Source organism: Paenibacillus glycinis (genome assembly GCF_009909185.1).
GTDB classification, from domain to species: domain Bacteria; phylum Bacillota; class Bacilli; order Paenibacillales; family Paenibacillaceae; genus Paenibacillus_Z; species Paenibacillus_Z glycinis.
The window spans coordinates 66,110-91,579 of record NZ_JAAAMV010000021.1 but is presented as its reverse complement, the minus strand read 5'-3'; the positions used below and the strand labels follow the sequence as shown (position 1 = coordinate 91,579).

The window sequence follows — 25,470 nt, the reverse complement described above, 5'->3', positions numbered from 1 at the left end:
CCTTTGGCAAGCGAGAAGTGAATCGTTTTATTCCGGGGCAGGGTAACCCTGCCCCTACACCAAATGAATGGGCAGGAGATTACGATGATGTGGGAACTGCGTTCGCCGAATAAGGCTATTCGCATGACGGTCGGCAGAAATGCCGAGGGAGAGTTAGGGTACGCCGTCGAGCGCAATGGCCGTGCGGTCATAGAGCAAAGCAAGCTCGGCTTTGAAAGCGATTTGGAAAATTTCGCGACGGCATTTCGTTTTATAAAAGAAACGCGCGCGATCGTTGACGAGACCTATTCGCTGCCGGCGGGAAAAAAGGCCGTTTATGATAACCATGCGAACGAGATGTCCCTGCAATTTGCATGCGGGGCGTATACGTTCGTGCTGTGCGCTCGCGCGTATGACGACGGGGCTGCTTTTCGCTATCAAGTGCTGTCCGATATAGAGCAGCCTATGCAAGTCATTCGCGAAGCGACGAATTTCGCTTTGGCGGAGACCTACGACGATTTGTGGCTGCAGCATTTGAACAGCAGCTATGAAGCCACGTACGACCATACCGGATGGGAAGACAAAGCGGGCAGGGATTACGGAATGCCAAGCTTGTTCCACGCCGACAATGGCGGTTGGGTCATGCTGACGGAAGCGCAGGTGTATAACACGAACGGCAGCTATTGCTCCAGTCACTTGCGCGGAGCCGGAGGCCGCAGCCTGTCTTTGGAGTTCGCCCCGGAAGAAATGGGAAGGCCGCTCTCCTGCAAGCTGCCGTTCTCCTCTCCTTGGCGCGTCATCGTGGCGACGGACGATCTCAACGAATTGGTGAATACGACGATCAACTATAACTTGAATCCGCCTTCCGCGATCGAAGACACAAGCTGGATCAAACCCGGGCGTTGTTTATGGGGTTGGTGGGAATATATGAACAGCGCGCAGCTCTACACGGAGCAAAAACGCTATGTGGATTACGCGGCGGGGGTCGGATTCGAAGGGCTCACCGTGGACGCGGACTGGGATATTACGTGGCTGAAAGAGCTGTGCGATTATGCCCATTCGAAAGGCATCGTCGTATGGCTGTGGAGCGCCATGCAGTATATCGATACGCCCGAAACGGCGCGCGAGAAAATTGCGCTCTGGGCAAGCTGCGGGGTAGACGGGCTCAAGGTGGACTTCTTCCAGAACGATTCCCAGCACACGATGCGGCAATACGAGATGATTGCCGAGGTCATGACCGAGCATCGGTTGATGATTAATTTCCACGGAGCGACCAAATGCATGGGCGAAGGACGCACATGGCCGAATTTCCTGACGGCGGAAGGGATCCTGGGCCTTGAACACTATATGTGGAGCGGCTTGCCGGACGCCGAGCACAATTGTACGGTTCCGTTTACGCGCAACGTGCTCGGTCCGATGGATTATACGCCGACCGGATTCTCGAACAAAAACCGCAATACGACGCTGGCGCATCAGATGGCGCTTTCGGTCGTATACGAATCGGGCGCCGCGCACATTGCCGCTTCCATTTATTATTTGGAAGCGTGGAGAGGGACGGATTTCTTACGCCGCATGAAGCCCGCTTACGATGAGGTAAAGGTGCTGTCCGGATATCCGGGTCATCATGCAGCCATTCTGCGCCGTTCGGGAGAAGAATGGTTGATCGGCTGCATCACGAACGAAGCGATGATCGTGCGCCTGAAAATGGATTTTCTGCCCGAAGGCGAATTCGCGGCCGAAGTTTACGAGGATGACTCCAGCGGCGAAATGATGAAGGTAAGACGCTGCACAGTGACTAGCGAGACCGTGATCGAACTTCCGCTTAAGAAAAGCGGAGGCGCCGGCATTTATATCGCCAAAGAGATTTCGCCGTTGCCAAAAGGAATTGAATCCGGCTATATGAGCGGTGAAAGATCGGAATATTTGGCGCAAGAGGCGCAAACGCGGCAAGGGAGCGAGCCTGTCGAATACGAGAACGATCAGCAAGCCGTATTGCTGAATTTGAACGGCCGTCTTGTCTTTTCGGTGAAAACACCGGCCGAGCCGCAAACCGTAAGGCTGTTCTACGCGGCAAAAGAACCTTGGAAAGTGCGTATTAGCGACGGAATCAACCAAGTAGAGATGGATATGCCGCAAAGCGGATCCGTTAAGATATTCATGACGAGAGACGTGGTATTCCCTTTTTCGGGCGGCGAGAACGCGTTGTCCATCGAACGTATTGCAGGATCCGTGCCCGCGTTGGAAAAAATCCATATTATCGATAACAAACCGCAGCCGGAATTGTATGTGCCCGTCGGACAAGGCATCTTGAGCGGCGGCGCGGAATTCGTGTTGGACGCGTCGGGCGGCGAGAAGGTTACGGGTCTTGGCAATGGAGGCGAGCTTAAGTTTGACTCCGTTATGCTGCCGAAGGATGGCTATTATCTGATGCGCTTCGACTATTGCGCGGGGGAAAGCAGAGACCTCAGCGTAGAAGTGAACGGCGGAGCCCACACGTACAGGACGAATTTGCACACCACGGACGGCTGGGATTTCCCGACTTGGAGTATCAAAGATCAGCGCGAAATCCGCATCCGGATGCAGGCGGGCAAGAATACCTTGCGTCTATACAATGATCAAGGCCGGGCAGCTCATATCTACGGGTTTGCGATCACGGCGGATGAATGAGAAAGGACACCGTTGAATAGTGTTGCAGGAAACAAAGCATCCTCGGGGGCGAAGCCTCCTAAGGATGCTTTGTTTTTGACAAGGGGTTGCCACAATTGTTTTTCCCGTCCCGCCGATGGTTATTCGTATATATCGTTTTCGTCCATCCTTAGGTCGGATCATGAATGGTTTCGTCAGCCGTTGCACATGTACAAGGGAGAGAGGACAGGCCGCGAGCGCCGCGGATACCGGCAGCCTTCCTTACAGGGAGGCTGCTTTTTGCGCGAGATTCAGGCGATAGCCCTTGACCAGCGTTTCCCCGTTCATGATGTCGGTCTCGACGGCTCGTTCGAAGCCGAGTCTCTCGTAGAGGCTGACGGCGGAAGCCATCATGTCCGAGGTGTGCAGGTTCAGCCAGTCCGCGCCGAGCCGGACCGAACGCGCGGCGGCTTCGCGGATGAGCGCAGTGGCGATTCCTTTGCCCCGATGCTCCGGCGGCACGGCAAGCAGGCGGATGATCGGGTTCGTAATGCCGAGCTCCGGCGCGCCGTAGGCGGCTTCCGAGGAGAGAAACAGCTGCACGGAGCCGACGATGCGGCCGTCCTCCTCCGCGACGATTCTCGCCGCCGGCCGATCGCCGTCGAAGGAAGCGAGAATGGAATCGCGGTAAGGCTCCCATCTGTCCGCGGGCAGCGAATCCGAATATTGCGCGTAGGCGCCTATGGTGACTCCGATGACCGCATCGCGGTCGGCGCTTGTCACATCCCGAATGATCAACCCCATCGTGAATACCCCCTAATCGTTTGACGCGCGAGGACGCCTGCAAGTAAAGCTACGATATCGTTTAATTCCGACCATTGAAATAGGAAATAAAAAAATTCAATCCATCGATAGAAAGAAGCTATCGATCGTCTATGACATTCGTAAACCCAGGCAGTATAAGGGTCGAGCCCGGATTGACGCCGCATGAGCGTTGCTTTAGAATATTTGTAATTCCAAGTTAACGCATGCGAATAATAAAATATAAGGAGCGGACCGGATATGAACATCGAGAACATCGAGGCCTTCGTGTACGTGAATCATTACGGGAGCTTCAACAAAGCGGCCGAGGTGCTCTTCCTGTCCCAGCCTTCCGTCACGGCCCGCATTCAAACGCTGGAACGGGAGCTGGACTGCAAGCTGTTCGACCGGCTGGGCAAGCAAATCGCGCTGACCGAGAAGGGCAAGCAGTTTCTTCCCTACGCCCAGCAAATCATGCAGACGTTCCAGAAAGGCAAGCTGCACATGCAGCAGCGCAAAACGGTCCCGCACGAGCTGCGGATCGGCGCGACGGTGTCCGTCTCGAATTATCTCATTCCGAGCCTGCTGCCGAGATTGAAGCAGCGGTATCCCGAGCTTCATATCAAGCTGTTCACGTCGGGCACCGACGAGCTGGTGAACAAGCTGCACAACAAGGAGATCGACCTGGCGTTCGTGCGGAAGGTGGCGCACCCGACGTTGGCCTCTTATAAATTTTACGAGGATCCGATCAAACTATACGTGTACGAGGGGCATCCTTTCACGCGGAAGCCGGACGTCTCGATCGAGGAGATCAGCTCGCAGCCGCTCGTCTTCTTCGAATGCGGCTCGCTCGATTGGATGCGGGTGCACCGGGTGTTCGACAGCCTCGACCGGCAGCCGAACATCGAGTACCTCGTCGACAACTCCGAGTCGGCCAAGAAGCTCGTGCTGGAACGCGCCGGCATCTGTTTCCTGCCGGGGCTGTGCGTGGAGCAGGACGTGCGGGAGAGGCGGCTGTTCCCCATCGAGTTCGCCGAGATGAACGGCATCACGCTGCAAACGAACCTGATCTCGCGGAGCGGCGAGCATTCCCTGTTCGCGGATTCGCTGCTGGAGATCGGGCAGGAGCTGTTCGGCTAGCGATCGAATCTCTCCATCGACGAATAGAAAATCTCTATCGACAACCGGATTGACCGATGGGAGCCCCGGATGATAAATTAGTTTCAACCTAATTCCGATTAATTCGATTGGAATTGTAAAAATTATAAAACGGCGATCTACCATACCTGTGGAGGTCCGCATTTCGACCTTGGCCGAATAGCCGGGGCAACTCAAACACAGTGGGGGTAGATGAAAGATGAAGAAGACCATGATCGGCACGGCGGGATTGGCATTGGTGGCAATGACGGTGGTCGCGACGGGATGCGGCGCGAAGAACGACGCGAACGAGGCAGGCGCGAATGCGTCCGGCAGCGCGCAGACGGACAATGCCTCCGGCGGCAATGCGGCGGCGGACGTGAAGAAGATCATCGTCGGCACGGGCACGCAATTTCCGAAGGTATGCTTCCTGGACGAGAACGGCAAGCTGACGGGCTTCGACGTCGAGCTGGTCAAAGAAGTCGACAAGCGCCTGCCGGGCTACGAATTCGAGTTCCAAACGCTCGATTTCTCCAACCTGCTGCTCAGCCTGGAGACGAAGAAGATCGATTTCGTGGCGCACGAGATGGAGCAGAACCCGGACCGGGCGGCGAAATACTTGTTCAATAAGGAAGCGTACGCGCACTGGAAAACGAAGATCATCGTGCCGAAGGAGAGCAAGGCGACGTTCAAGAACCTCGACGACCTGAAGGGCAAGAAGGTGCTGACGACCGCGACGAGCGCCGAGGCGACGCTGCTCGAGACGTACAACAAGTCGCATGACGACGCGATCAAGATCGTCTATACGAACGGCGCGGCCAACGATACCGTCAGCCAGCTGACGAGCGGCCGGGTGGACGCGACGCTGGGCGCGGACTTCACGCTCTCGCTGATCGATCCGCAGGGCAAATTGGAGTCGGTAGGGGACGCGCTCGAGGAAGCGGACGTGCAGTTCGTCTTCCGCAAGGACGATCCGGACGAACAGAAGCTCGCGGACGCCGTGGACGGCGCGCTCAAGGAAATCAAGGACGACGGCACGCTGAGCAAGCTGAGCGTGCAATGGCTGGGCGCGGATTACACGCAAAAATAGAGTCGAAGGAGCGATAGGAAGATGGGCGAAAAGTTCGACATCAGCTATGTCTTCACGTTTTTCCCCAAGCTTGCGGGCACGCTGCAGACGACGCTGCTCATCGTGGGCGGGGCCTTGCTGACGGGACTGATCGTCGGCTTCCTCGTGGCGCTGCCCCGGCTGTACAAGGTGCCGGTCCTGCAGCGGATATCCCAGCTGTACGCTTCCTTCTTCCGGGGCACGCCGATACTGATCCAGCTGTTCCTGTTCTACTACGGACTCCCGGAAATCCTCAAGCTCGCGCATATCGACGTCAGCCGGGCGCCCGTCCTCGCGTTCGTCGTCCTGACGTACGGCCTGCATACCGGCGCTTACGTATCGGAGACGATCCGATCGGCCGTCGCCTCGGTCGACCGGGGGCAAGTCGAAGCCGCGTATTCCGTCGGCATGTCGGGCTACCAGGCGTTCACCCGGATCGTCATGCCGCAGGCGTTGGCGATCGCGGTGCCGGTGCTCTCCAACGTCATCCTCGCGCTGCTGAAGGATACGTCCCTCGCCTTCTCGCTCGGCGTGATGGAGATGACGGGCAAGTCGCAGTCGCTCGCGACGCTGACCAATCATTTCGTCGAAAGCTACATTTCCTTGGCGCTCATCTACCTGGTCATCAGCATTATCCTGGAGCGGCTGCTGCTGTTCCTGGAGCGCAGGCTGCTGCGGCATGAGAGCCGGCCGGCGGAAGCGTACCCGGTATTCCGGCGCGAGCGGTTCGGCCGTCTCCGCCAGTTCTTCACCCGCGAACGGCGCGTTCGCTTCAGAGAGGAGACGAGGTAAATGAAGCTGGATCCGTCGTTTATCTGGGAGGCCTTCGTCAAACTGCTGCCCGTGATTCCGACCACGCTGCTGATCACCGTCGTGTCCGTCGCATGCGGCTTCGTCATCGGGACGGCGGTCGCGTTCGTCCGTATCTACAAGGTGCCCGTGCTGCATCCGATCGCTTCCGCGTACGTCACGTTCATTCGGGGCACGCCGATGCTCACGCATCTGCTGATCATTTATTTCGGACTGCCGATGATTATCGACGCCGTAAGCGCGCAGCTCGGACTCGGCTTTCGTTCGGCATCCATCCCGATGATCGATTTCGCGTTTCTGGCCTTCTCCATCACGGCGGGGGGCTATATGTCGGAAGTCGTGCGCTCCGGCCTGCTGACCGTGAACCGCGGACAGATCGAGGCCGCGTACTCCGTCGGCATGACGACGCCGCAGGCGATCCGCCGCATCGTGTTTCCGCAGGCGATGGCGGCCAGCATTCCCAATCTGGCGAATTCGTTCATCGGCATGCTGCACGCGTCGACGCTCGCTTTCACCGTGTCGGTCGTGGAGATCTTCGCGAAGGCGCAGATCGTCGCCTCGACGAATTGGAAGTTCTTCGAGGCTTACTTGGCCGCCGCCGTCATCTTCTGGGGGCTCACGGTCCTCATCGAACGCGTTGCCGTTATCCTGGAGAAACGGATGAATCTGTACAATCGAGGTGGAGTCGCATGATCAAGCTGACGGGTATCACGAAGTCGTTCGGCAGGAATCAAGTCTTGCAGGGCATCGATCTGCAGGTGGAGAAAGGCGAGGTCGTCGTTATTCTGGGTCCGAGCGGCTCCGGCAAAACGACCCTGCTGCGCTGCATCAATTATCTGGAACGTCCGAACGCGGGACGGATCGCGATCGGCGATTTCGAGGTCGACTGCGAGCGCGCCGGCAAGAAGGATATCCACGCGCTGCGCGGCAAATCCGCGATGGTCTTCCAGCATTACAACCTGTTCAAGCACAAGACGGTGCTGGAAAACGTCATGGAAGGCCTCGTGATCGTGCAGCGGATGCCGAAGGAAACGGCGCGCCGCCGAAGCGTCGAGGTGCTGGAGAAGGTCGGGCTCGGCGAGAAGCTGGACGCGTACCCGAGCCAGCTGTCGGGCGGCCAGCAGCAGCGCGTCGGCATCGCCCGGGCCTTGGCGCTGGGTCCGGAGGTCATCCTGTTCGACGAACCGACCTCGGCGCTCGATCCCGAGCTGGTGGGCGAGGTGCTCGCGGTCATCCGTCGGATCGCGAAGGAAGGCATCACGATGATCGTCGTCACGCACGAGATGGGCTTCGCCCGCGACGTTGCGAACCACGTCGTGTTCATGGACGGCGGCGCCATCGTCGAGGAAGGCGCGCCGAAGGATATTTTCAACAAGCCGCAGGAAGAGCGGACGAAGCAGTTCTTGAAACGAATCATGCCGGAGCCGGCCTATTCCATCTAACGTCGCCAGGAGGGGAAAGCAATGGGCATTACGTTAAGCATATTGGATCAAACGCCGATTTATCCGGGGGAGACGGCGACGGACGCTTTTCGCCATACGGTGACGCTGGCCCAGCGGGCCGAAGCGCTCGGCTACAGACGATTGTGGGTATCGGAGCATCACGACTCGGAGCAGGTCGGCGGCTCGTCCCCGGAGGTGCTGATCTCGCATCTGCTCGCCAAGACGGAGCGGATCACGATCGGCTCGGGCGGCATCATGCTGCAGCATTACAGTCCGTACAAGGTCGCGGAAAATTTCAACGTGCTGTCCTCGCTCGCGCCGGGTCGCGTCGATCTGGGCATCGGCCGGGCGCCGGGCGGGCTGCCGCGGTCGACGCAGGCGCTGCAGCGCGGGGTTCAGGACCCGCCGTCCCTGACGGACAAGATCGTCGAGCTGGAGAAGTTCATCCACGACCGGCTGGAGGACGGACATCCGCTCGCGGGATTGAAAGCCTCGCCTTTGCCGGAGACGGCACCGGAGCTGTACGTGCTCGGCACGAGCGTCGGCAGCGCCGAGATCGCGGCGTCGCTCGGCCTGCCGTACGTGTTCTCGCAGTTCATCAACGGCGATGAAGACGTCGCGCTGGCGTCGTTCGCGGCGTATCGCGGGCAATTCAACTTCAAGAGCGGCCGGCAGCCGCAGGCGATCTTCGCCCTGGCCGCGATCGTCGCGGACAGCGACGAGGAAGCGGAGGGACTTGCCGGGAACCTCCAGCTGGTCAAGATTCATCTCGAGAGCGGCCGGACGTTGACCGTCGCCACGATCGAGCAGGCGGAGGAATACGGAAGGCAGTCCAACGAGAAATACCGCATCGAGGTGAAGGCGCCCGAGGTGACGAAGGGCTCCAAGGAAACGGTGCGCGCCAAGCTGCTGGCGTTGCAGGCGAAGTTCGGCGTCGACGAGTTCATCGTCACGACGAACGTGCCGAATTTCGAGAAGCGGCTCCGCTCGTTCGAGCTGCTGAAGGAAGCCTTTGCGGAAGTGCCGGCTTCGACGGTATTGTAGACGAGAGAAGCCCTGCCGCCAAGGCGGGCACGCGGCTGACTGCGGCGACCCTTGGCGGGGGCAAGACGCGTTTGCGCGCAAGGAGGAATCGACATGGCGGAACGATTGATCGAAGACGGGGAGGCAGGACTGCAGGAAAAGCTGGTCGGCATTCGCCGCGAGCTGCACCGCAATCCGGAGCTGTCGCTGGAGGAATACGAGACGACGGCGGCCATTCGCGGCTGGCTGGAGGAAGCCGATATACGGGTTCGCGACTACGGTCTGCGCACGGGTCTCGTCGCGGAGATCGGCGGTCTGTTGCCGGGGCCGGTCGTGGCAGTCCGCGCGGATATCGACGGGCTGCCGATCCAAGAGGAGACCGGACTGCCGTTCGCGTCCCGGATCCCCGGCCGGATGCACGCCTGCGGCCATGATTTTCATACCGCGGCCGCGATCGGCGCGGCGCTGCTGCTGAAGGCGCGGGAGCGCGAGCTGCGCGGCACGGTCCGGCTGCTGTTCCAGCCCGCGGAAGAGAAGGCCAAGGGCGCGCAGCAGCTGATCGCCGCCGGCGCGTTGGAAGGCGTGAGCGCGGTGTTCGGCATGCACAATAAGCCGGACCTGCCGGTCGGCACGGTCGGGATCAAGGAAGGCCCGCTCATGGCGGCGGCCGACGGGTTCGTCGTCGAGATCGCGGGGCAAGGCTCGCACGCGGCGGTTCCCGAAGCGGGCATCGACCCGATCGTGGCGGCGGCCCACATCATCACGGCGCTGCAGACGATCGTGAGCCGCAACGTCGGCCCGCTGCAAAGCGCGGTGATCAGCGTAACGAAGCTGCATAGCGGCACCGCGTGGAACGTCATTCCGGACAAAGCGGTGCTGGACGGCACGATCCGCACGTTCGACGAGCGGGTTCGGGAACAGGTGCTGCGCAGGTTCCGGGAAGTGGTCGAGGGCGTCGCGGCAGCCTGCGGGACGACGGCGGAGGTCCGCTGGATTCAAGGGCCGCCGCCCGTGACGAACGAGGCCTCGCTCGTGCCGCTCGCGCTGCGGGCCGCGGCGGACGCCGGGCTTCGGACGGTTGCGCCGACGCCGTCGCCCGCCGGCGAAGACTTTGCTTTCTATCAGCGCGAGGTGCCCGGGCTGTTCGTCTTCATGGGCACGTCCGGCGAGCGCGAATGGCATCATCCGGCGTTCGATATCGACGAGCGCGCGCTGCTGTCGAGCGCGAGATTTTTCGCCGGGCTGGCCGAGACGGCGCTGCTCGAACTGGCGCCGGAAAAGCAATAGCCGAACGAGTCGGCGCCCGCTTCGCTCGAAAAACGCAGCCTATGCTTCCGAAGCGGTTTTTCCATCGCGCCGGACGACTCGGCGCCCGCTTCGCTCGAAAAACGCAGCCTATGCTTCCGAAGCGGTTTTTCTATCGCGCCGGACAACCCGGCGCCCGCTTCGCTCGAAAAACGCAGCCTATGCTTCCGAAGCGGTTTTTCTATCGCGCCGGATAGCTCGGCGCCCGCTTCGCTCGAAAAACGCAGCCTATGCTTCCGAAGCGGTTTTTCTATCGCGCCGGATAACTCGGCGCCCGCTTCGCTCGAAAAACTTTAGGAGGTCCAAACATGACGGCCAATCCCATTGAAACGCTGCTTTTCGATTATTCGGTGCTTCATCAGCAGTTGAAACAGACGATCGCGGGCTTGACCGAGGATCAGCTGACATGGAAAGCGGCGCCCGGCGTGTGGAGCGTGACGGAGGTGCTGTCGCATCTGGCGGATCACGCGATCGTCGTCGGTTTTCGGATCCGCGAGATCGTGTCGGGCTCGGAGGCGAAGCTGCCCGGCTTCAAGCAGGACGCATGGGTGGCGTCCGGGCGTGCCAACGAAGGCGCGGCCGGCGACATTTTGGCTTTCTACGAGGCTTATCTGACGTACAACCTACTCCTGCTGAAACGGCTTGCGCCAGAGGATTGGGCCAAGACGGGCATCAACTTCAAGGACGAGACGGTTGCGCTTCGCGACGTCGTCTGGGGCTTCGTCAAGCACGTGCATAACCATATCGCGCAAATCGAACGCATCGCGTCGGCATACGTCGTCGTGTGAAGCTGCGGCAGCCCGCAGCGCATAAAGGAGGAGAAATCGATGAGCAAACCGCGGAAACAACTGAAACTCGGCGCCCTGCTGCACGGCGTGGGCGGCAATCCCGCGATGTGGCGTCATCCGGACGTACAGCCGGACGCCAGCGTGAATTTCGAGCTTTACAAGCAATGGGCGCAGAAGGCGGAGGCGGGCAAGCTGGATCTGATCTTCATCGCCGACGGCCTGTATATCAACGAGAAATCGATTCCGCATTTTCAGAACCGTTTCGAGCCGATCTCGCTGCTCAGCGCGCTTGCTTCGGTCACCAAGAACATCGGTCTCGTCGGGACGCTCTCGACGTCGTACAGCGAACCGTTCACGGTGGCGCGCCAGTTCGGTTCGCTGGACGTATTGAGCGGCGGACGCGCCGGTTGGAACATCGTCACGTCGCCGCTGGAGGGCTCGGCGCTGAATTACGGCAAGAAGGAGCATCCCGAGCATGATCTGCGCTACCGGATCGCGACGGAATACCTGGACGTGACGCGGGGGCTGTGGGATTCGTGGGAGGACGACGCGTTCGTGCGGGATAAGGCGACCGGGGTGTTCTTCGACCCGGCGAAGGTCCATGCTTTGAACCACGAGGGCGAGTTCTTCTCGGTGAAAGGGCCGCTTAACATCGCGCGCTCCAAGCAGGGAAGGCCGGTCATTTTCCAAGCGGGCTCCTCGGAGGTCGGCAAAAACTACGCGGCCAAGGAAGCCGATGCCATCTTCACGGGGCATGAGACGATCGAGGACGCGATCGCGTTCTACCAAGACGTGAAAGCGCGGGCGGTCTCCTTCGGCCGCTCGGCGGACGACGTGCTCGTCTTCCCGGGCATCGGGCCGATCATCGGCGCGACGGCGGAAGAAGCGGAGCGCAAATACCAAGAGGTCGCCAATCTCGTGACGATCGAGACGGCGCTGAACTACCTCGGCCGGTTTTTCGAGCATCACGATTTCTCCCAATATCCGCTCGACGAGCCGTTTCCGGACCTTGGCGACCTCGGCCGCAACAGCTTCCAGAGCGGCACGGACAAGATCAAGCGCGATGCCAAGGAGCGCAACCTGACGCTGCGCCAGGTCGCGATTCAATCCGCCACGCCGAGAAGCAAGTTCATCGGCACGCCGGAGCAGGTCGCGGACATCCTCGAGGAATGGTTCGTTCGCGGCGCGGCCGACGGCTTCATGCTGGCCGAGTCCGTCCCGAACGGCTTGACGGACTTCGTGGATCTCGTCGTGCCGATCCTGCAGGAGCGCGGCTTGTTCCGCACGGAATACGAGAGCGGCACGCTCCGCGGCAACTTGGGTCTGGCGATCCCGGCCAACCGGTACGCGAAGGAAGAAGCATCCATTTAATAGACGGGCCGCCATTCGCGCGGCAGCGGAGGCAGTTTCGCGGGTCGAAGACCTTTGCGGAGCTGCCTTTTCCCGTATCGTTGTAATTTTTTTCCGCGCGGCTTATAGTTTCAAATCATTTTGAAAACAGTATAAATAAGCAAGGCCGTCCAACGGCGCGCCGGAAGGGAGGACAGGCCACGATGACGACGAGACAGGATGCCGCCGAGCGACTGCCGCGCAAAGAGCGGGTGCCGGAGCTCGAGATGCTGCGGGGCATCGCGATACTGGGCGTGATGATGGTGCATGCGACGTCCTCGGCCGTGGTGACCGTGCAAAATTCCTTGCCGCGGGATGCATACATCATCCTCAACACGTTCTCGCTCTTCTGCGTGCCGGCGTTTATCTTCCTCTCGGGCTTCGTGCTCTTCTATAATTATGGCGATCGGCCGTTGACGTTCTCCGGGCTTCGGACGTTTTACAGCAAGCGATTCTTGCAGCTGATCGTGCCGTACGCGTTCGTATCGCTGGGTTACGAGCTGGTCGAGAACGCGCTGAAGCACCGCTCGCGGGAGTCCATCGAGATGCTGCGGCTGTTCGGAGAGCATCTGCTGACCGGCAAAGCGTACCCCCACTTGTATTACGTTGCGATCACCATTCAGCTGTATGCCTTGTTTCCGATCTTGCTGCTGCTCTTCCAGAAGCTTCGCCTGCCGGTCCGGCTGGCCGTTCCGCTCGGCTTCGCCGTCCAATGGGGCTTCTACCTGTTGAACCGGAACTACTGGCATATGGACGCGAAAGGGAGCTGGGCCTTTTCGTATTTCGCGGCGTTCCTGATCGGCGCCTACCTGGGCATGCGGTCCGACCGGTTGGCGCATTGGTTTCGAGGCAGCGACGGCGCGAATCGGCACCGGAGAGCCGGCATGTTGACGGCGGCTGCGCTTCTATGGCTGACCGCGACCGCCGGATTCCTGGGCATGTATATCGCGTACCGCACCGGCGCGTCGACGCCGAACGGCTATTGGTTCGAGATCGGCTACAACCTGTTCACGGTTCTGACCACCCTTGTCCTCTTGTTCGCTTGTTTCCGGCTCGCCAAGCTGCGGGCCGCCCGTCCCCTGTCCGCCGTGCTGTCCGATCTCGGCGCGCTTTCGTTCGGCTTGTACCTCGTGCATCCGTTCTTTCTGCTGCTGTACCACCGGCTGAAGCCGGCAAGCGGACAGCCGCTCGTCTATCATCTCTGGACGGCGGGCGGCTTCGTCTTCGCGCTCGTCGCCTCCGTGCTCGTCCTGCTTCTCGCACATCGCTATATCCGCGGCGCTTGGCTCGTCCTGGGGCAGGCGCCGGCCAAATTCCGCCCGAAGCTCGAGTCCGCGGCGGAAGCGGAGGCCGAGAACGGCCAGGCAGCCGACAGGCGGCTAACGGAAGCGACGGAATAAGGAGCTTCGGGCGATGGGAAAGCTTCCGCCAAGGGAAGAAGCGCAAGCACATTTCCCTCGTGCGGCGGCTCGCGCAACCATAGGAGCGTAAGAGGACGTTCAATATCCGAAGCCTTCGATATCCGAAGCATTCAGTATCAGCATACGAAAACTTCCATAGCAGGAAGAAGCACAGCAGGCTGCTCCGGGCGGAGCGGCCTTTTTGATATGTCATTTTTGCTATCGCGTCGCGTAGCCTTCCGGACCGTTCGATGCGGGTCGAAACGGTCGTTTTGCGGGCTGCCGCCCAGTCCGGCCCGATTGGCCAAAATTGCTTTCAACGCCGGTGCAGCCTGCAACCCCGCAAAAACGACATATTGTCCGCCTGTCGGGCGGATAGGCCAAACTTGCGCCAAGCCTGAAGTAGAGCGCTTTCAACGAAATGAGGGAAATGACATATTTACGCTGCGCTTGCCGTCCTCTATCGTTGAGGATGTGAACGCGTCAGGTAAGCTTACATAATGATGAGCCGACAACGTAACCTACCAATTCAGAAGGGAGTGATCCTATGCAGGATACGGATGCTGTCATCGCAAGAGGCACATCGTCCGAAACCGTACCGCCCAATCGAAGCCTATGGAAGAAGATCGTCCGCAACTGGGAATTGTATCTCTTCGTTGCGCCGGCGTTCCTCTACTTCCTTATCTTCTCCTATGGGCCGATGTACGGCATTCAAATCGCGTTCAAGAATTACATTCCGACAAAGGGAATCCTGGGAAGCCCGTGGGTCGGCTTCGATCACTTCGTGCGCTTCTTCCATTCCTATTACTTCTGGGACTTGATCTGGAACACGCTGAGCATCAGCTTGTACGAGCTGGCCGTCGGATTTCCGATCCCGATTATCCTGGCGCTCGCGTTCAACGAGGTGAGAACGGGCTTCTTCAAGAAGCTGGCCCAGACGGTGACGTACGCGCCGCATTTCATATCGGTCGTCGTCATGGCCGGGATGATCATTACCTTCCTGTCCCCGTCGACCGGAATGATCGTCCGGTTAATCGAAGGGCTGGGGTTCGGCTCGCCGGATTTCCTGACCGATCCCCGCTGGTTCAAGACGATGTACGTCCTGTCCGGCGTTTGGCAGAGCGCGGGCTGGGGAACGATCATTTATTTGGCGGCGCTCTCGGGCGTCGATCCCGGACTGCACGAAGCGGCCATCATCGACGGGGCATCGCGTTTCCAGCGCGTCCGCCATATCAACGTTCCGACCCTGCTCCCGACGATGACGATCTTGCTTATCTTGAACATGGGCAGCTTGTTCGGCGTCGGCTTCGAGAAGATCTTGCTGCTGCAAAACCCGCTCAACATGGATTCGTCGGACGTGATCTCGACGTTCGTCTACCGCTCGGGACTCGTGGATGCGCAGTACAGCTTCTCGACGGCGATCGGGCTGTTCAATTCGGTGGTGAATGCGGCGCTGCTGGTGCTCGTGAATCAGATCGTCCGCCGGACGAGCGAGAATAGTTTGTGGTAGGGAGGAGGGACGCGAATGTTAACCGGCGTGAAAGAAACCGGACGGGACAAACTGTTTTTGATCTGTAATTACCTCTACGTATTCGCTGCTTTCCTGATCGTGTTTTATCCCGTGGTGTATATCGTCAGCGCCTCCGTCAGCGATCCGAAGTACGTCGCCTCCGGCGAGATGTGGTTGTGGCCGAAGGGCATTACGTTCGACGGGTACCAAAGGGTGCTCGAGAATTCGAATATCTGGATCGGCTACTGGAACACCATCGTGTACACGGTGCTCGGAACCGCGATCAACCTGGCGGTGACGCTGCCGGCGGCGTACGCGCTGAGCCGAAAGGATTTCGTCGGACGCCACTTTTTTACCGGCATGTTCATGGTCACGATGTTTTTCGGCGGCGGCTTGGTCCCGACGTACCTGCTCGTCAAACAGCTGCACATGGTCAATACGGTATGGGCGATCGTGCTCCCTTCGGCCGCTTCGATCTGGAACATCATCGTCTCCCGCACGTTCTTCCAAAGCTCCATTCCGAGGGAGCTGCAGGAGGCGGCCCAGATCGACGGCGCGACGAACATGAAGCTGTTCGTCCGCATCATTCTGCCGCTGTCGATGCCGATTATCGCGGTCATGGCGCTGTTCTACGGCGTCGGCAATTGGAACAGCTATTTCTCGGCGCTGATCTACTTGAACGACAACGCCAAATACCCGCTGCAGCTGGTGCTGCGCCAGATCCTCGTGCTGCAGGAAATGAGCGCGCAGGGCGGCGGGGTGATCGATTCGTCCACGGCCACGGCGATGAACACCAAGGCGGAAATCGCGGCGTTGGTCAAATATGCCGTGATCATCGTGGCGACCGTTCCCGTGATAGCCGTCTATCCGTTCCTTCAGCGTTACTTCGTGCAGGGTGTTATGATTGGTTCCATAAAGGGCTGATCTTGCCATAATCAAATTAAGGGGGATGTTCGAATGAAAAATCTTCGCAAGCCTTCATCGATCGTACTGAGTCTTACCCTGACGGCGGCCATGTTGGCGGCCTGCAGCTCCGGGAACGAGAAGAACGGCGCGCCGGCCAACGATTCGGGAGGAGCCGCGAACGCGGAAAACGGAGCGAACGCGGGCAATGGAACGAACGCGAACGCCGGAACGGAAGCGAACGGCGTGAAAAAGGACGGCTTTCCGATCGTGGACAAGGCGCTCACGCTGACGATGATGTCGCAGGACGCGGGCGTCGCGGACTGGAAACAGATGGCCGTGCTTCAGGAAATGGAGAAGCTGACCGGCGTCAAGTTCGAGTATCAGCTTGCGCCGATCGACAGCTTCGAAGCCAAGAAGAACCTCGTCTTCGCGAGCGGCGACCTGCCGGACGTCTTCTACGGCGCCGATCTGAAGCCGGCGGAGCAAGTAACCTACGGCACGCAGGGCGTGTTGATTCCTTTGGAGAAATACATCGACGAGGGCTATGCGCCGAACCTGAAGAAGATCTTCGACGAGCATCCGGACATCCGCAAGTCGTTCACGACGCCGGACGGCCATATGTACGCGCTGCCCAACATCGATCTCTCCGCGGTCTGGTACCGCAGCCCGATGTGGTACAACGGCAAGTTCCTCCAAGCGCTGAAGGTGACGGAGCTGCCGAAGACGACGGACGAGCTGTACGATTACCTGAAGCGCGTCAAGAACGAGGACCCGAACGGCAACGGCAAGCCGGACGAAATTCCGCTGACCTCCGTCAAGCTGGATGACCTGCGGATGTTCTTCCTGGGCTTCTGGGGCATCTACGACGAGGCGGTATACTCGGACAAGGACGGCAAGGTGCACTATACGCCTCAGGAAGAAGGCTACAAAGGCTACTTGACGTTCATGAACCGCCTGTGGAAGGACGAGCTGCTCGACCACGAGACGTTCTCGCAAACGCCGGAGCAGAAGAAGGCCAAAGGGCAGAACAACCAGATCGCGCTGTTCAACGATTGGTTCCCGTACTTCACGCTCGGCGGCGAGCCGAGCGGCGACAACCCGATGATGACGCCGGTGAAGAGCGAGATTGCCGGTTCGCCGGTGTACGGCAAGCACCCGGGCATTTCCACCAACGGCACCTTCGCCATTACGAGCAAGGACCCGGCGCCGGAAGCGACGATGCGCTGGATCGATTACCTGTACGGGTACGACGGCGCGACGCTGTTCGCCCAAGGGCCGGAAAACACGCTGTGGAAATACAAAGACAAAGCGACGCACGAGAAAGAATGGCTGCCGGTTCCGGGAGGCGGAGACCGCGAGGAGTACCGCGGGAAGCTGACGCCGAACTACGGCATCCTCACGCCGGGCATGAGCTCCAGCGAGCTTACGAAGGGGCTGGGAAGCGAATTCGACGCATGGCTCGCGAAGGAAAACGCGGAGAAGCTGACGCCGATCGGCAAGGCGCCGTTCCCGAACGTCTACCTGACGAACGAGGAGCAGACCGAAGCGACGACGCTGCTGTCCGATCTGAACACGTACGTGACGCAGATGGAAGCGAAATTCGTCACGGGGCAAGAACCGATGTCCGGTTGGGACAAGTACGTCGCCCAGATCAAAAAAATGGGCGGCGACCGGATCGCGGAGCTGTATCAAGGCGCCTACGACAAGTGGAACGCGGGTAAATAAGCGATTGCCGCACGGAAAAGAAGCCAACTTGCCCGGTCGCCTCGACCGGGAGTTGGCTTCGCGTGTTTACGGCATGTTTACAGGTCTTCGGCGTCCGCGGCCGATTCGGCCAAGCCGTTTCCGGCGGCGAACATTTTCCGGTATTGGCCGGGGGTATAGCCGGTTTCCTTCTTGAATTTGCGAATGAAGTTCGGCGTGTCCAGATAGCCGACCGTCAAGATGATGTCCTTCAGCGGTTCGCCGGTCGTCGCGAGCCGGTGCATGACCTGCTCCAACCTGCGTTTCCAGATGTATTGGATAAAATTCAAGCCCAGCTTTTCCTTGAAGGAGCGGCTGAGGTGGGAAGGCGAGATGCCGAATTCGAACGCGACCGTCTCCAGGCTCAAGTTGGCGTCGACATAATGAACGTCGATATAGGCGGCGATCCGGTCGATGACCGACTGCTCTTCCTTCCGGTGGGTCTGCTCCACCTGGTTGCAGAGCTGGGCGGCCAGGTTCAGCAGGCCGCGCTCTAGCTCGTCCAGCGATTTGCCGTAAGCCGCGTTAGGCGCCATTTCCTGAAGCAGGCGGTGATGGCCGAGCTCGGAAGCGGTCTTCAGGATCGTGTTCAGCAGGTCGAAGCAGACGCAGCGCATGAGCAGCGCGGACAGCTCGGAGTGCTGCAGCCCGCGAACGGCGTCTTGGATCATCTGCGCCGACACGTCGTAATTGCCCTGCTTCAGGCTTTGGGCGAGCTTCATGAGCGTGTTGGCCGGAATCCAGACCGCTTGATCCGACGTGTAGGACAGCTTCTCGAAGTAGGTCACGGTGCCGCTGCCGGAAGACATCCGAAGCTCGAAGGCCGAACAGGCTTCGATGAACGATTGGTTCAGTTGATCGGGACTCGCGTAACAGGTTCCGACGCCGATGACCGGGATGAAATCGAACGCTTCCAGCATCATGCTCCGCACGGCTTCGACGATCTTCCGGACCTGTTCGAATTCTTCGGTGCCGCTGCCGGGATCGAAGCTGAGCATGAGGCCGAATTGATCCGGCTGCGACAGCTCGACGCCGTAGCCTTGGGCGGCCAGTTCCGGGAATTCCAGCTGGGCGAGCAGCTCGGCGATCTCCTGCCGCTCCGCTCTTCCGAGTTCCCCGTCCTGCTCCCAGCCGGCCACGAGGACGAAGTGCCTGGCGCGGTCGAAGCTCAAATCGAAGGCGTCCTGAAGCTCGGGCGTCAAGCTCTGGGCATTGCCGTATTTGAGCAGCAAGGACAGGAAGTGATTGCGGGCGAAAGGCTCTTGGAGATCGATGCGCGAGCTGTACTCCTGCAGGGCGCTTCGAATCCGGTCCAGCTCGTTGCCGGACGCGCCGTCCGCCGTGCCCGGCCGTTTGGCCGCCGACTTGGAAGCCGCGAACGCGACGAGCGTCGAGATCGGCAGGTACTGCGCCCTGGCCAGGAGAAGCGCGATGCCGGCTCCGGCGATCACCACGATGATGAACAGCATGATGATGAAGCTGCGCACGTGCAGGACGCTGCTGAAGAACTGGGCGCTCGGCATGATCGTCACGTACGTCCAGCCGTTCGATTCCGATTTGACGGACACGATCGAATGGGGTTTGCCGTTCAAGGTACGGTCGTAGATGCCGGGCGTCAGCGTATCGAACAGGGACTTCGCCTCGGCGGCGGACAGCGCCTCGCCTTGGCGGTTGTCCACGAGCGGACGGCCTTGGTTGTCCAGGATGTACGTCAAGCCTTGGTAATTGCCGAGGATGGAATCGATGAGGCCCGTCAGCTCCGGTTCCTTGATCAGGTACATGACCGTTCCGTGCGGATTCGGGTTGTTCGGCGTAATCGGAATCAGGTATGCCAGCATGGTCTCCTGCATGCCGTTCGGCTTGCTGACGCTGTCGGACGCGCGCATCGTCGGGTAACGGAAGGTATTCAGATCCCGGTACAGGGCATCCTTGTCCCAGCTGCGGAAGCGGACGTTCTCGGCGAACACGTCGTAGTCGTTCAGGCCTTTGCTGGAGTAGATTTTGCCGTCCTGATGAAAGTACAGGTAAATCTCGCCGATGATGGAGCTGGTCGCTTTGTATTGATCGAGGGCGGTTATGGCTTCCCCGCTGTAGATCGGGTCGTGCACCCGGTACGGAGTCAGCCGTTTGTCGTAGGAGATGCGGGAGGCGATTTCGCCAAGCTCTTTCATCCGCCCGTCGACGATGACCTTGGCCTGCGTCAACTGGGCGAGACGCGATTGCTCGATTTCGGTGCGCAGGTTCGTGACGGCGTTGTGATAGATAAAGACGGTCAGAAACACCAAGGGGATCAGTAAAATAAACAAGTAGGACCAGATGTATTTCAAAAACAGCCTGGATTTAAAATAGGTCATGCTTACTCGGCCTGCCTCCTTGCTGGATGCCCAACGTGCTCCAATTTGTTTACATAATAACAACAAAAACGGGGTTTGAACATCCCCGCCCGGAGGGAACGACATGATTCGAAGCGGAGTACCTGAACCGCAGATCGCCTATCAGCCTAATCATTACCTGTGCAAACGCGCCCCGGGGCCGCTCGTCTTGGACGGCCGCGTCGACAAACCGTTCTGGTCGGACGCGGAATGGACGGCGGATTTCGTCGACATCGAAGGCGATCTCCGTCCGAAGCCCGCGAAGCGGACGCGGGTCAAGATGCTGTGGGACGACGACTATTTTTATTTCGCGGCGGAGCTGATCGAAGACCAGATCTGGGCGACGCTCACGGAGCGGGACTCGGTCATCTTTCACGACAACGATTTTGAAATCTTCATCGATCCGGACGGCGACTCGCATCTGTACTACGAGTTCGAGATCAACGCGCTGAACACCGTCTGGGACCTGCTGCTCCCGAAGCCGTACCGAGACGGCGGCCCGGCCGTGAACGGGTGGGATATCGCCGGGCTTCGGACGGCGGTGCACATCGACGGCGAACTGAACCGGCCGCAGGCCGATAACCGGATGTGGAGCATCGAGGTCGCCCTGCCGTGGTCCAGCTTGAAGGAGTGCGCGCCGGAAGGCCGCCGCCCGGCCAAGGGCGAGTTCTGGCGCGTCAACTTCTCCCGCGTCGAGTGGCGGGCGGAAATACGGGACGGCGAGTACCGCAAGGTACTGGATCCCGGGACGGGCAAGCCTTTCCCGGAGGATAACTGGGTATGGTCGCCGATGGGCCTCGTCAACATGCATTACCCGGAGCTCTGGGGCTACGTGGCGTTCGCGGACGAAGAGGGCCCGGCCTCCTTCGCGCTGCCGCCCGATGAACGCGTCAAATGGGAACTGCGCAGGCTGTATTACAAGGAACGGAACTATTGCGAAGCCCACGGTTCGTTTACGGACGACCTGCGGCTGTTGACGGGCGGGGAAGCCTTGGAGATCGAACCCGTAATCGAGACGACGCGAAGCATGTTTCAGATCGCGGCGCCTTCCTCGGACGGGACCGCGGTCTACTGCATCCGCGAAGACGGAAAGCTATGGAAGGAGCCGATACGATGACGACGAAACAGCCCTGCGCATTTGATTTGGATCACGAGGAGATGGCGAGCATCGAGCGCAAGCTCCAAGAGAAACGGGCGGTCGCGCGACCGCGGGAACGGGAATTGTTCGGCGTGTTCGAGGAAGCGCTGACGGAAGAAGAAGCCTGGGCGCTGAAATATTTGTACGCGTACATGCCGGTCAACGACTTGGCCGATTACGACGGGCGCTTATTTCTGAGCCATGTGCGCAAGACGCTCGAGATTCGCGAACGGATGCCGTGGGGGACTCGCGTGCCCGATCGTTTGTTTCTTGCATTCGTCCTGCCTTATCGGGTGAATACGGAGAATATCGAGGATTCGCGCGGCGTGCTGCATGCCGAATTGGCGGAACGCACGCTGCCGCTCACGATGGCGGACGCGATCCTCGAGACGAACTATTGGTGTCACGAGAAGGCGGTCTACGTCGGCAGCGATCTGCGGACGCTGTCGCCGCTTTCCATGATCCGCAACGCGCGCGGCCGGTGCGGCGAGGAATCGACCCTCGCGGTCGCCGCGCTGCGCAGCATCGGGATTCCGGCGAGGCAGGTCTACACTCCGCTCTGGGCGCATTGCGACAGCAACCATGCATGGGTGGAAGCCTGGGCGGACGGCACATGGCATTACTTCGGCGCCTGCGAGCCGGAAGCCCGCTTGAATCAAGGCTGGTTCAGTCCGCCGGCTCGGCGGGCCATGCTCGTCAACACGCGAATCGCCGGAGACTACAGGGGGCCGGAAGACATCACGCTTGCCCACGAACGGTTTACGGAGATCAATCTGCTGGCGAACTACGCGCCGGCGCGGACGCTGACCGTCGCGGTGAAGGATGAGCAGGGGATGCCGGCGAGCGGCGCCCAAGTGCGGTTCGAGCTGTACAATATGGCGGAGTTTCAACCGATCGCCACGCTGCCGACGAACGAGCGGGGAGAGGCCGTGCTGATCACCGGTTACGGGGATCTGTTGATCCGCGCGGCGAAGGATGGTCGATGGGGCGAAGCTGCCGCCGTCGCCGATGCCGATCGCATAGAGATCGTGCTTGCCAGCGCCGGGCTGACCGTCGGCACGGTCGATCTGGACATGACGCCTCCGCCGGAACGCGAGGGCGAGGCGGGCGAATCGCTGCCCGAGGAGACGATCTCGCGTCATAACCGCCGCCTCGAAGAAGGCGCGAGGATTCGCGCCGCCTACGAGGCGACGTTCCTGAACGAGGTTCAAGCGGCCGAACTGGCCGGGACGACCGGACTGCCGGCGGACCGGGTATGGGACGTGCTGCGCAAAGCGCGCGGCAACAGCCGCGAGATCGCCGCGTTTCTCCGCGAGCATGCCGCCGTACATGGACAGTGGGCGCTGCTGCTGCTGGAGAGCCTGAACGAGAAGGATCTGACCGATACGTTCCGTCCGGCGCTCGAAGATCACCTGTTAGGCGCTTTGGACCGGCGGGGGGAGCTGCCGGAGGACGTATTCGTTCCCTATGTCCTCTGTCCGCGCGTGCTGCACGAGATGATCGTGCCGTACAGAAGGTTATTCCGTTCGGCGTTCACCGAAGCGGAGGTTACGGCTTTCCGGGCGGAGCCAAGCGCATTGGCCCGCAAGCTGGGCGAGGGCTACGCGCGAGAGGAAGACCTTCCGAACTTGAAGGGAAAGGGAAACCCGGCCGGCACCTTCAACCTGATGAAGGGCGACCGCATGTCGCTGGCGATTCTGTTCGTGGCGGTTTGCCGCAGTCTGGGCATCCCGGCGCGGCTGGAGCCGAGCGAGCAGAAGCCGCAATTTAGGGCCGGCGGCAGCTGGCAGTATGCGGTCATGGACGAAGACGCCGCGTTGGAGCAAGCAGCTGCGCATCCGGGAACGCTGCGTCTGCTGCGGGATGCCGAGGCGCCGGCGGAAGCGCCGGCCGCGGCCTATGCCGAGAACTTCACGTTCGCCCGATTGGAAAACGGCGTCTACAAAACGCTGCTGTATCCGCACGGCAAGACCGACGTGTACGATAAGCCGTTCGAGGCGGAGCCGGGCTCGTACCGGCTGACGACGGGCGTGCGTCTGAAGGACGGCACCGTGCGGGTGCGGTTCGCGTATTTCGCGGTGCGCGCCGGGGAGGAGACGAGCGTCGCGCTGACCTATCGGGAGGCGGAAGCCGAGCTGCCCGTGCTGGGGACGCTGGATGCCTCGGCTGCGGTCGCGCTGCCGGACGGAACTGGCAAGCGGCTGGAGGCGCTGCTCGGTCAGGATGGCGCGATCGCGGCATGGATCGAACCGGAACGGGAGCCGACCAAGCATTTGCTTCGCGAGCTTGGCGAGCTCGCCGATCGGTTCGCGGAGCTTGGGACGCCGATCGTGCTCCTCGTCGGCGACGCCGAGTGGACCGCTTCGTTCGACCCGTCCCACTATCCGAAGCTGCCGGCTGCCGTCGTCTTCGTACGGGATTCGACGTCGGCGGCGATGCCGGACGCGATCTCGCGGCCGCCGGCAAGCGAAGCGGGCTTCCCGCATCTCTTCGTCGTGGACGGGGAACGCCGGATCCGCTACGCGGCCTCGGGCTACAAGATCGGCACCGGAAAGGAAGCGCTCCGCGCGCTGTCCGGCTTAAGCTCGGTTACTATGGAAGGAGGTGCTCAAGCATGACGCCGCAGCCTTATATCGTCGGTTATGTCGTCGACAGCCAGCTTCCCCGGACGACGCGGGAGGACCTGGCCAAATTAACGCATGTGAACGTGGCCTTCGGCCATGTGCGCGAGGATGAAATTCATATCGGACACTTGAAGCATCTGGGTTGTCTGGCGGACATCAAGCGCGATCATCCCGGGCTTCGGGTCCTGCTGTCCGTCGGCGGCTGGGGAGCGGGCGGGTTCTCGGAAGCGGCGTCGACGGAGGCGGGGCGGGCCAGCATGGCGGCTTCGGCGATACGCGTCTTGGCGGAATTCCCGTTCGACGGCATCGACCTCGACTGGGAGTATCCTTGCTACGGCGAAGCGGATATCGCATCAAGCCCCGACGACAAGGCGAATTTCACGCTGCTGCTGCAGGCGATCCGCGAAGCGCTGGACGCCAAAGGCGCGCAGGACGGACGCCGTTATCTGCTGACGATCGCCGCCGGAGCCGATCAGTATTACGTGGACGGGACGGAGATGGACCGGGCGCAGCGGTACTTGGATTACGTGCAGCTGATGACCTACGACATGCGCGGCGGGTTCCAAATCCTGACCGGCCACCACACGAACCTGTATACCCCGCCGGGCGATCTGTTCCGCATCAGCGCGGACGCGTCCGTCAAGCTGTTCCTGGCGGCCGGCGTGCCTCGGGAGAAGCTGGTCATGGGCGTCGCCTTCTACTCCCGCATGTGGAACGGCGTGCCCGAGCGGAATCGCGGTCTGCACCAGATGGCGGCCGGCACCGGCGGCTACGGCCCGGACTTCACGGAGCTCGCGTCGGACTACATCGGCAAGAACGGTTACGTCCGCCATTGGGACGAGGAGGCCCGCGCGCCGTATCTCTTCAACGGCAGCAGCTTCATCTCCTATGACGACGAGGAATCGGTCGGACATAAATGCGACTATGTCAAAACCAACGGCCTCGCCGGCCTCATGTTCTGGGAATACGGCCTGGACCAAACGCATCGCCTGCTGGACGCGATGCACCGCGGTCTTCGGTCGGGTGTCTGATAATATGATTGTAGGGTGTATATAAAAAACGTGGCTGTCCGAAGTAGATCAACTACTTCGGGCAGCCACGTTTTCATTATTAAAAACCTGCCGCGCAGGTTTTGCGAATGGGAGCGACTTTGGTGCGAAGCACCACGGGAGCGCCCATCGCAAAACCGGAGCCCGACTTTGGTGCGGAGCACCACGGGAGCGCCCGTGGCAAAACCGGAGCCGCTCAACGCACTAAAAAGCCGTCCCCGTGGCAACCGGGAACGACGTTCTTTTAAATCCTGCCGCGCAGGTTTTGCGAATGGGAGCGACTTTGGTGCGGAGCACCACGAGAGCGCCCATCGCAAAACC

The 25,470-nt window shown here is 60.4% G+C and carries 19 protein-coding genes; 17 read left to right on the top strand and 2 right to left on the bottom strand.

Annotation, left to right across the window (positions count from 1 at the left end; all coding sequences use genetic code 11):
- Positions 1-84: 84 nt before the first annotated feature.
- On the top strand, positions 85-2,646 hold the full coding sequence (locus GT019_RS21980) for a glycoside hydrolase family 97 catalytic domain-containing protein (protein WP_235948933.1): 2,562 nt from the start codon (positions 85-87) through the stop codon (positions 2,644-2,646).
- A gap of 240 nt (positions 2,647-2,886) precedes the next feature.
- On the opposite strand, the gene GT019_RS21975 is transcribed toward GT019_RS21980, so the two are convergent.
- Complete coding sequence (locus GT019_RS21975) at positions 2,887-3,408, bottom strand: GNAT family N-acetyltransferase (RefSeq protein WP_161745444.1); 522 nt, start codon at positions 3,406-3,408, stop codon at positions 2,887-2,889.
- Positions 3,409-3,666: 258 nt separating this feature from the next.
- Between GT019_RS21975 and GT019_RS21970 the strand changes: the two genes are divergently transcribed.
- The 13 genes from GT019_RS21970 to GT019_RS21910 all read left to right on the top strand — a co-directional run bounded on the left by GT019_RS21970 (position 3,667) and on the right by GT019_RS21910 (position 17,948).
- On the top strand, positions 3,667-4,545 hold the full coding sequence (locus GT019_RS21970) for a LysR family transcriptional regulator (protein WP_161745442.1): 879 nt from the start codon (positions 3,667-3,669) through the stop codon (positions 4,543-4,545).
- A 217-nt stretch (positions 4,546-4,762) separates the two neighbouring features.
- The gene (locus tag GT019_RS21965) at positions 4,763-5,632 is read left to right on the top strand and encodes a transporter substrate-binding domain-containing protein (RefSeq protein ID WP_161745440.1); all 870 of its coding nucleotides are present in this window, start codon (positions 4,763-4,765) and stop codon (positions 5,630-5,632) included.
- Between the two features lie 21 nt (positions 5,633-5,653).
- Entirely contained in the window at positions 5,654-6,442 is a 789-nt protein-coding gene (locus GT019_RS21960; protein WP_161745438.1) for an amino acid ABC transporter permease, read from the top strand.
- The gene (locus tag GT019_RS21955) at positions 6,443-7,153 is read left to right on the top strand and encodes an amino acid ABC transporter permease (protein ID WP_161745436.1); all 711 of its coding nucleotides are present in this window, start codon (positions 6,443-6,445) and stop codon (positions 7,151-7,153) included.
- Complete coding sequence (locus GT019_RS21950) at positions 7,150-7,902, top strand: amino acid ABC transporter ATP-binding protein (protein ID WP_161745434.1); 753 nt, start codon at positions 7,150-7,152, stop codon at positions 7,900-7,902. Before GT019_RS21955 ends, GT019_RS21950 begins: the two co-directional genes overlap by 4 nt.
- Before the next feature lie 21 nt (positions 7,903-7,923).
- Positions 7,924-8,946 carry an LLM class flavin-dependent oxidoreductase gene (locus GT019_RS21945; RefSeq protein ID WP_161745432.1) on the top strand — a complete coding sequence of 341 codons (1,023 nt, stop codon included), beginning with the start codon at positions 7,924-7,926 and terminating at the stop codon, positions 8,944-8,946.
- Positions 8,947-9,039: 93 nt separating this feature from the next.
- Positions 9,040-10,212: an amidohydrolase gene (locus GT019_RS21940; RefSeq protein WP_161745430.1), complete on the top strand. Its 1,173-nt coding sequence runs from the start codon at positions 9,040-9,042 to the stop codon at positions 10,210-10,212.
- A 326-nt stretch (positions 10,213-10,538) separates the two neighbouring features.
- A complete protein-coding gene (locus tag GT019_RS21935) occupies positions 10,539-11,018 on the top strand; it encodes a DinB family protein (RefSeq protein ID WP_161745428.1) in 480 nt (159 codons plus the stop codon).
- A gap of 39 nt (positions 11,019-11,057) precedes the next feature.
- The gene (locus GT019_RS21930) at positions 11,058-12,389 is read left to right on the top strand and encodes an LLM class flavin-dependent oxidoreductase (RefSeq protein WP_161745426.1); all 1,332 of its coding nucleotides are present in this window, start codon (positions 11,058-11,060) and stop codon (positions 12,387-12,389) included.
- A gap of 182 nt (positions 12,390-12,571) precedes the next feature.
- Positions 12,572-13,807, top strand: a complete 1,236-nt coding sequence (locus GT019_RS21925; RefSeq protein WP_161745424.1) for an acyltransferase — start codon at positions 12,572-12,574, stop codon at positions 13,805-13,807.
- Between the two features lie 547 nt (positions 13,808-14,354).
- Positions 14,355-15,317, top strand: a complete 963-nt coding sequence (locus GT019_RS21920; protein ID WP_161745422.1) for an ABC transporter permease — start codon at positions 14,355-14,357, stop codon at positions 15,315-15,317.
- 15 nt (positions 15,318-15,332) lie between these two features.
- Positions 15,333-16,241, top strand: coding sequence for a carbohydrate ABC transporter permease (locus tag GT019_RS21915; protein ID WP_161745420.1), 909 nt, complete (start codon positions 15,333-15,335; stop codon positions 16,239-16,241).
- Between the two features lie 33 nt (positions 16,242-16,274).
- Positions 16,275-17,948, top strand: a complete 1,674-nt coding sequence (locus GT019_RS21910) for a type 2 periplasmic-binding domain-containing protein (protein ID WP_161745418.1) — start codon at positions 16,275-16,277, stop codon at positions 17,946-17,948.
- Positions 17,949-18,025: 77 nt separating this feature from the next.
- Here GT019_RS21910 and GT019_RS21905 read toward each other — a convergent pair whose 3' ends face one another.
- Entirely contained in the window at positions 18,026-20,320 is a 2,295-nt protein-coding gene (locus GT019_RS21905) for a helix-turn-helix domain-containing protein (RefSeq protein WP_161745416.1), read from the bottom strand.
- A gap of 103 nt (positions 20,321-20,423) precedes the next feature.
- On the opposite strand from GT019_RS21905, the gene GT019_RS21900 reads away from it, so the two are divergent.
- The 3 genes from GT019_RS21900 to GT019_RS21890 are packed head-to-tail and all read left to right on the top strand — an operon-like array spanning position 20,424 to position 25,131.
- Complete coding sequence (locus GT019_RS21900) at positions 20,424-21,455, top strand: carbohydrate-binding family 9-like protein (RefSeq protein ID WP_161745414.1); 1,032 nt, start codon at positions 20,424-20,426, stop codon at positions 21,453-21,455.
- A complete protein-coding gene (locus GT019_RS21895) occupies positions 21,452-24,094 on the top strand; it encodes a transglutaminase domain-containing protein (RefSeq protein ID WP_161745412.1) in 2,643 nt (880 codons plus the stop codon). The genes GT019_RS21900 and GT019_RS21895 overlap by 4 nt, the downstream gene beginning before the upstream one ends.
- Positions 24,091-25,131 carry a glycoside hydrolase family 18 protein gene (locus GT019_RS21890; RefSeq protein WP_161745410.1) on the top strand — a complete coding sequence of 347 codons (1,041 nt, stop codon included), beginning with the start codon at positions 24,091-24,093 and terminating at the stop codon, positions 25,129-25,131. The genes GT019_RS21895 and GT019_RS21890 overlap by 4 nt, the downstream gene beginning before the upstream one ends.
- Positions 25,132-25,470: the final 339 nt, after the last annotated feature.

Coding starts and splice junctions, on each gene's coding strand:
- GT019_RS21905 (WP_161745416.1), bottom strand. CDS start 20,320: ATGACCTATTTTAAATCCAGGCTGTTTTTGAAATACATCTGGTCCTAC.
- GT019_RS21940 (WP_161745430.1), top strand. CDS start 9,040: ATGGCGGAACGATTGATCGAAGACGGGGAGGCAGGACTGCAGGAAAAG.
- GT019_RS21960 (WP_161745438.1), top strand. CDS start 5,654: ATGGGCGAAAAGTTCGACATCAGCTATGTCTTCACGTTTTTCCCCAAG.
- GT019_RS21930 (WP_161745426.1), top strand. CDS start 11,058: ATGAGCAAACCGCGGAAACAACTGAAACTCGGCGCCCTGCTGCACGGC.
- GT019_RS21900 (WP_161745414.1), top strand. CDS start 20,424: ATGATTCGAAGCGGAGTACCTGAACCGCAGATCGCCTATCAGCCTAAT.
- GT019_RS21910 (WP_161745418.1), top strand. CDS start 16,275: ATGAAAAATCTTCGCAAGCCTTCATCGATCGTACTGAGTCTTACCCTG.
- GT019_RS21965 (WP_161745440.1), top strand. CDS start 4,763: ATGAAGAAGACCATGATCGGCACGGCGGGATTGGCATTGGTGGCAATG.
- GT019_RS21955 (WP_161745436.1), top strand. CDS start 6,443: ATGAAGCTGGATCCGTCGTTTATCTGGGAGGCCTTCGTCAAACTGCTG.
- GT019_RS21925 (WP_161745424.1), top strand. CDS start 12,572: ATGACGACGAGACAGGATGCCGCCGAGCGACTGCCGCGCAAAGAGCGG.
- GT019_RS21935 (WP_161745428.1), top strand. CDS start 10,539: ATGACGGCCAATCCCATTGAAACGCTGCTTTTCGATTATTCGGTGCTT.
- GT019_RS21890 (WP_161745410.1), top strand. CDS start 24,091: ATGACGCCGCAGCCTTATATCGTCGGTTATGTCGTCGACAGCCAGCTT.
- GT019_RS21950 (WP_161745434.1), top strand. CDS start 7,150: ATGATCAAGCTGACGGGTATCACGAAGTCGTTCGGCAGGAATCAAGTC.
- GT019_RS21915 (WP_161745420.1), top strand. CDS start 15,333: ATGTTAACCGGCGTGAAAGAAACCGGACGGGACAAACTGTTTTTGATC.
- GT019_RS21970 (WP_161745442.1), top strand. CDS start 3,667: ATGAACATCGAGAACATCGAGGCCTTCGTGTACGTGAATCATTACGGG.
- GT019_RS21895 (WP_161745412.1), top strand. CDS start 21,452: ATGACGACGAAACAGCCCTGCGCATTTGATTTGGATCACGAGGAGATG.
- GT019_RS21920 (WP_161745422.1), top strand. CDS start 14,355: ATGCAGGATACGGATGCTGTCATCGCAAGAGGCACATCGTCCGAAACC.
- GT019_RS21980 (WP_235948933.1), top strand. CDS start 85: ATGATGTGGGAACTGCGTTCGCCGAATAAGGCTATTCGCATGACGGTC.
- GT019_RS21975 (WP_161745444.1), bottom strand. CDS start 3,408: ATGGGGTTGATCATTCGGGATGTGACAAGCGCCGACCGCGATGCGGTC.
- GT019_RS21945 (WP_161745432.1), top strand. CDS start 7,924: ATGGGCATTACGTTAAGCATATTGGATCAAACGCCGATTTATCCGGGG.